This is a genomic window from Agarivorans sp. (assembly GCF_050295395.1).
Taxonomy (GTDB): Bacteria; Pseudomonadota; Gammaproteobacteria; order Enterobacterales; family Celerinatantimonadaceae; genus Agarivorans.
In genome coordinates this window covers 1-5,570 of sequence record NZ_JBNKPP010000043.1, presented here as the reverse complement: position 1 = coordinate 5,570, position 5,570 = coordinate 1, and the positions used below count along the sequence as shown (strand labels likewise).

Here is a 5,570-nt window from a genome sequence, read left to right as displayed (position 1 = left end):
AACTCAGTGAGACCGACAAACTCAGTTCGGTAAATGATTTCTTTAACCAGCTGCAGTTTGTTGATGATATTGAAGTGTGGGGACAAAAAGACTACTGGGCGACGCCAGTTGAGTTTTTAGGGGCTGCCGCTGGTGACTGCGACGACTTTAGCATTGCCAAATACTTTTCGCTGATAGAGCTGGGCGTGAGCGATGACAAGATGCGCTTAGTCTATGTTAAATCATTGACTTACAATCAATTTCATATGGTGGTGGCCTATTATCCCACGCCGTCGTCGGTGCCTATTCTACTCGACAATATTAATCCAACTATTTTGCCAGCCACCCAGCGAGAAGATTTAGTGCCTATCTATAGCTTTAATGGTCAACACCTGTGGCTAATGAAAGAAAAGGGGCGTGGCCAACTGGCCGGTAAGGCAAGCCGTTTAAAGCTTTGGACCGATCTTCAGCAACGTTGGCGGCTCAATAAATTAAAAAAACCAGTGAAGAATTTCGATGTTTAGGGGAACACTATGACCTTATATCGCCAGTTGTTACTTGTCGTATTGCTGATTTACGGCGGCTTATTGGCTGTAGTATTCAGTATCGAAATTGGCAATACTCGCGCTTATTTATCCGAGCAGCAGCTATCTGATGTGAATAATACCAGCACCTCTTTAGGTTTATCGCTGAGTCCCTATCTGGAAGACGGCGACATGGTGGCTGCTGAATCGGTGATCAACGCAATGTTTGACAGTGGTTATTATCAGCAAATTCGTTTGCAGCTGTTTGCTGATGATCAGCTGATAGACCGCCGCAATAGCCCTACTATTGCTGGTGTACCGCAGTGGTTCACCAACTTGGACTTATTTCAGCCCAGCGAACAAAAGCAAGTGCTGACCAGTGGCTGGATGCAATTGGGCGAGCTAACGGTAGTAGGGCATCCCGGTTATGCCTATTTGCAGTTATGGTCTGCCATGGTGGATTTGGCCAAACTGTTTTTAGTGGGTTTTCTGATCACGGTGTTGGTGTTGATCCGCGCGCTACGTTATTTGCTTAAACCCTTACAGCAGATCCAACAGCAAGCCAAGCAAATAGAGCAGCGCAATTTTGGTCAGGCCATTCCCCTGCCGCGTACTCAAGAGCTACGCAGTGTGGTGGGGGCGATTAATCATATGTCAGACAACATTGCCCAGCAATTTGCGTCTCAGGTCCAGGAAGTAAACAGCCTAAGAAAACAAGCCTTGCAAGATCCTGTATCGGGTTTGGGCAATCGCCGTTATTTTCTTAATCAGAGCCAGTCTTGGTTGGCCGAGTCTGGAGTGGGGGGCTTAGCCTTAGTTTCTCTGGATATCATTGAAGCGATTCATGTGCATGGTGGTTTTAATCAGCGCGATGAATTTATCGCGGCCATGGGTGAGTTATTTAGTTCTTATACCGAACAACAAAAACAATTGGTGATTGCGCGCTTAAGTAATCTAGAGTTTGCGATTTTAGCCGAGGGTTACGACCAGCAACAGCTAGAGGCTTTAGCCGAGCAAGTTCAGCAGGATATTCAAGCCCGCTTGGGCACTTGGCAACAGCACATGGCCCGTCCCTTGGTGATGGGCTTAGTATTGCGCCAGCAGCAAGAAAACATCAGTGAGCTACTCACCGCTGCCGATACCGCGCTGCAAACAGCACGCGACCTACGCGAAGGCTTTTATTGTTTGGTGGAAGCAGAGCACAGCCAAATTCCACGTAGTCAGTGGAAGCAATTGCTGGAAACCAGTATTAATCAGCATAGCTTGGCCTATAAAACCCAAGTGGTGCAATTTATTCATAGTCCGCAACAGCTGCATCAAGAACTGTTTACTAGCATTGAAGTGGATGCGCAGCGTTTTGCTGCAGGGCAGTTTATGCCAGCTCTGGAACAATTTAAGTTGGGCGCGAAGTTTGACCAAATGGTATTAGAGAAAGCAGCTAAAGCCTTGTTGGCCGATCCCCAGTTGAAGTTAGCCATTAACCTGACTTTGTCAGCCTTAGGCGAGTTGAGCTTTTTGAACTGGCTAGTAGAGCTAGCGCTGCGTTATCAGTCAATCGCGCCGCGACTAGCCTTGGAAATTCCCGAAACGGCGTTTTTACGAGAAAATCAGCAATTGGAATCCAGCTTAGATGTATTACGTGAATTGGGTTATCAAATTGGCATCGATCAATATGGGCGTAATCTTAATTCCTTAAATTATTTAAGCCGAGTTAAACCGCATTATGTGAAAATTGACTATGGTTATACGGCACAAGCCTTGGCTGAAGATGGCGATAGCCATTTCTTAAGTGCGATTTGTCGCGCTGCACGCAACTTGCAGATTGTCACGGTGGCGCAACGAGTAGAGAATCAACAACAAGTCGAATTGCTTTCGGTATTGCCAGTTGATGCCTATCAGGGGTATATCGCGCCGCCGCAGCCCTTTGCCTTGGCTGAATAGTCTTAAAACAAATAATTTGAGAGGGGAAGATGAATAAGTTAGTCAGTATAGTGTTAATGAGTGTGGTCTTGAGTTTATCGCCAGTTCAAGCAGCGCTATTACATACCAGTGGAGAAGCTAAACTGTTGGCGCTAGCCGACCAAGTGCAACTTGATCTGCAAGCCAGCAGTTTGGCTAAAACCGCCGCTGAGGCAAAACTGCGGGTGGATAAAATCGTTAAGGTAACCGAAGCCAATTTGTCTCCGCTACTGACCGATTCGGACCGCTTTGAAGCCAGCCAGTTACAAATTCGCGCCGAATATCAGTATCAGGACCGTGAACGGGTATTTGTGGGCTACCTCGCCGAGCGCAGTATTATGGTGGAATTGGCTAACTTAGAGGGCTTAACCCAAATTCTGGATGCCGCTATGATCAGTGGTGTTAATGAGGTGCGTCAGTTGCTTTATAAAAGTTCTCAAGAGGAGCAACTTAAACAGCAAGTAAGGGCCTTAGCCATAGCAGACTCCTACGCTAAAGCGCGCCACTTAGCCGAAGGTTATAATAGCCAGCTTGGTCCGGTGGTGGAAGTTAACTACCGCAATCAATCGGCGGTTCCTCGAATGAAGATGGAGGGAGCCTTAATGGCTGTCGCAGACAGTGGTGGCAGTTCTTATCAAGCGGCGCAATTGGAATACCATGATCAGGTTGATGTGAGCTTCGAATTAGTCACCGAAGACTAGTCTCGCTAGCTCGATTTAAATGAAAATGGCGCAAGTGATGTAGCACTTGCGCCATTTTTTAGTTTAAGTGATAAGCCTTAGTTTAGTAGGCAGCGTCTTGCACCACAAACTCAGCGGCATTGTTGGCGTCAATTAACTCAGCTGCCAAAATTACTCTAGATGGTGCACTGTGGTACATTTTACCCAAGTGTTCATGACGGGCACCGGTAATGGCTAAGGCTATGCCCGAAGCAACCATGCTAGGTGGGTAGGTAACAGTAGCACGCACCACTGGGTCACCAGCTACCACCATTTGTATGATGTCTTGTGAACCAGCTCCCCCAAGTACGGTTTTAATGTCGCTGCGCCCCGATTCTTTAATTGCTTGCATTACCCCTTTCAACATATCGTCATCCTGACACCACACCGCATCAATTTTGGGATGTTTTTGCAAGTAGTTTTCCATTACCGCAAGGGCTTTTTGTGTCGACCAGTCGGCTGGTTGGCTATCTAAAATAGTGATACCTGGGTGTTTGGCTATCACTTCATTAAAGGCGTCTACTCGTTGTTTGTTAATGGGGATCGACATGCCCTCAATAACCACCACTTTACCTTTGCCGTTCATTTCTTTAGCTAACCATTCGCCACTCACACTACCCAAACCGGCGTTATCACCCGCAATAAATACGTTTTGTGCTGGGGTTTCTAGTTCTCGGTCAACCACTACGGTGTAGATGCCGCTGTTGTAGGCTTCTTCAATCACCTTCTGCAAAGTGGCGGGGTTATGCGGCAAAATAACCAAGGCATCAATGCCCTTAATCATTAAATCTTCCACGTCGCCCACTTGCTTCGAGCCCGAGCTGGCGGCCACCACGTAAAACTCAACATCCTTTTCAGACTTTTTAAAGTCGGCTGCTGCTTTTTCAGCCCACCATAACAGACCGGCGGTCCAGCCGTGGTCTGCCGAGGGAACCGATACACCTACTTTTAGAGTCTTGGCCACCGCTGCATTAACACCGAGTGAGCCTACTAAAAGCACCGCTAATAGTATTTTTCCTATCTGTTGCATTAAACGCATAAGTTACTCTCCTTGAATGATTACCAACGGCGGTTTAGCGCTCACGTTTAAATTGCATTAATACCGCAATTAAAATGACTAAGCCTTTAACCGTCCCTTGTAAGTAGGGGGATACCCCCATTAGATTCAGCATGTTATTGATAATGCCTAAAATGATGGCACCAATTACGGTACCCCATAATGTGCCTTTGCCTCCGGCTAGGGAGGTGCCCCCTATCACCACGGCAGCAATGGCATCGAGTTCGTAAAACAAGCCGGCATCGCCGGGACTCACCGAATTAAGTCGTGAAGACAGCATCACTGCGGATAGGCCCACAGTGAAACCCACGATAACAAAAGTTAAGAAATACACGCCTTGCACGTTAATCGCAGAATAACTGGCGACTTTAGGGTTAGAGCCCACCGCGCAAACATGGCGACCATAGGCGGTATGACGCAAAATGATGTGGCCTAAAAAAGCCAAGCCAATGAACAGCCAAACCGGAATGGGGATCCCCAACCAATAGCCACCGCCAATATCGGGGTAGTAGTTGTTTTGCGACACCATTTCTCCGGCATCACTGATGTAAAGCGTGAGTGAGCGAAAAATTGACATGGTGGCAAGGGTAGCCACAAAGGCGGTGATTTTGCCCTTGGTGGTGAGTAAGCCGTTAAGCGCACCAAAGGCGGCACCCATTGCCATGGCCGCACCAATGGCAATGCTTACCGCCAACCAACCATCTCCCAGGTAGTTGAGCAGCATAATCACCAATACACCGACTAAGGCCACCATCGAACCCACCGACAAGTCGATGCCTCCGGCGATAATTACAAAGGTCATACCTAGGGCAATAATCCCGGTATAGGACACTTGGCGCAGTACATTGGTAATATTCCTAGGAATTAAAAAGTGGTCACTGGCCATGGCCGAGAGCAACACCAATACCAATAGTGCAATCAACGGTGCCCAACTCGACATGGAAAACTTGGGCAGTTTATCCAGCCAGTTAGAACTGGTAATAGAGGGGGTTTTCGGGTTCATTTTTACTACCTCGTTCATCAATGCTGCTCCTGTAAACTGGGGGCACTGGCTGCTTCGCCGTGTAGGCCTGCGGCCAAAAACATGATTTTTTCTTCGTTAAGATCTTGCTGCTGTAGCTCACCTTGGACGCGTCCTTCTCGCATGACTAATACTCGATGAGCCAGACCTATTAGTTCTTCCATATCGGAGGAAATCACCACCACGGCTAAACCTTGCTCGGTCATGCTTTGCACAAAGTGGTAAATTTCCTTCTTGGTATTTACATCCACTCCGCGGGTGGGCTCGTCTAAGATCAAGATCTGCGGCTGAGTATCCATCCATTTCGACAG

At 47.6% G+C, this 5,570-nt stretch carries 5 protein-coding genes and 1 pseudogene; 3 read left to right on the top strand and 3 right to left on the bottom strand.

Annotated elements, in window-relative coordinates:
- The 3 genes from ACQY6Q_RS02715 to ACQY6Q_RS02705 all read left to right on the top strand — a co-directional run.
- A partial coding sequence (locus tag ACQY6Q_RS02715; RefSeq protein ID WP_427977572.1) for a transglutaminase-like cysteine peptidase occupies nt 1-503 on the top strand: 503 nt, incomplete at its 5' end.
- A 9-nt stretch (nt 504-512) separates the two neighbouring features.
- Entirely contained in the window at nt 513-2,444 is a 1,932-nt protein-coding gene (locus ACQY6Q_RS02710; protein WP_427977569.1) for a LapD/MoxY N-terminal periplasmic domain-containing protein, read from the top strand.
- A gap of 29 nt (nt 2,445-2,473) precedes the next feature.
- On the top strand, nt 2,474-3,163 hold the full coding sequence (locus tag ACQY6Q_RS02705; RefSeq protein ID WP_427977567.1) for an SIMPL domain-containing protein: 690 nt from the start codon (nt 2,474-2,476) through the stop codon (nt 3,161-3,163).
- 82 nt (nt 3,164-3,245) lie between these two features.
- Here ACQY6Q_RS02705 and ACQY6Q_RS02700 read toward each other — a convergent pair whose 3' ends face one another.
- The 3 genes and pseudogenes from ACQY6Q_RS02700 to ACQY6Q_RS02690 form a co-directional block, all read right to left on the bottom strand.
- On the bottom strand, nt 3,246-4,220 hold the full coding sequence (locus ACQY6Q_RS02700) for a substrate-binding domain-containing protein (protein ID WP_427977564.1): 975 nt from the start codon (nt 4,218-4,220) through the stop codon (nt 3,246-3,248).
- A gap of 34 nt (nt 4,221-4,254) precedes the next feature.
- Entirely contained in the window at nt 4,255-5,259 is a 1,005-nt protein-coding gene (locus ACQY6Q_RS02695; protein WP_427977562.1) for an ABC transporter permease, read from the bottom strand.
- Nucleotides 5,259-5,570, bottom strand: a pseudogene (locus tag ACQY6Q_RS02690) (sugar ABC transporter ATP-binding protein); the annotation flags it as partial. The gene ACQY6Q_RS02695 and the pseudogene ACQY6Q_RS02690, both read right to left, overlap by 1 nt.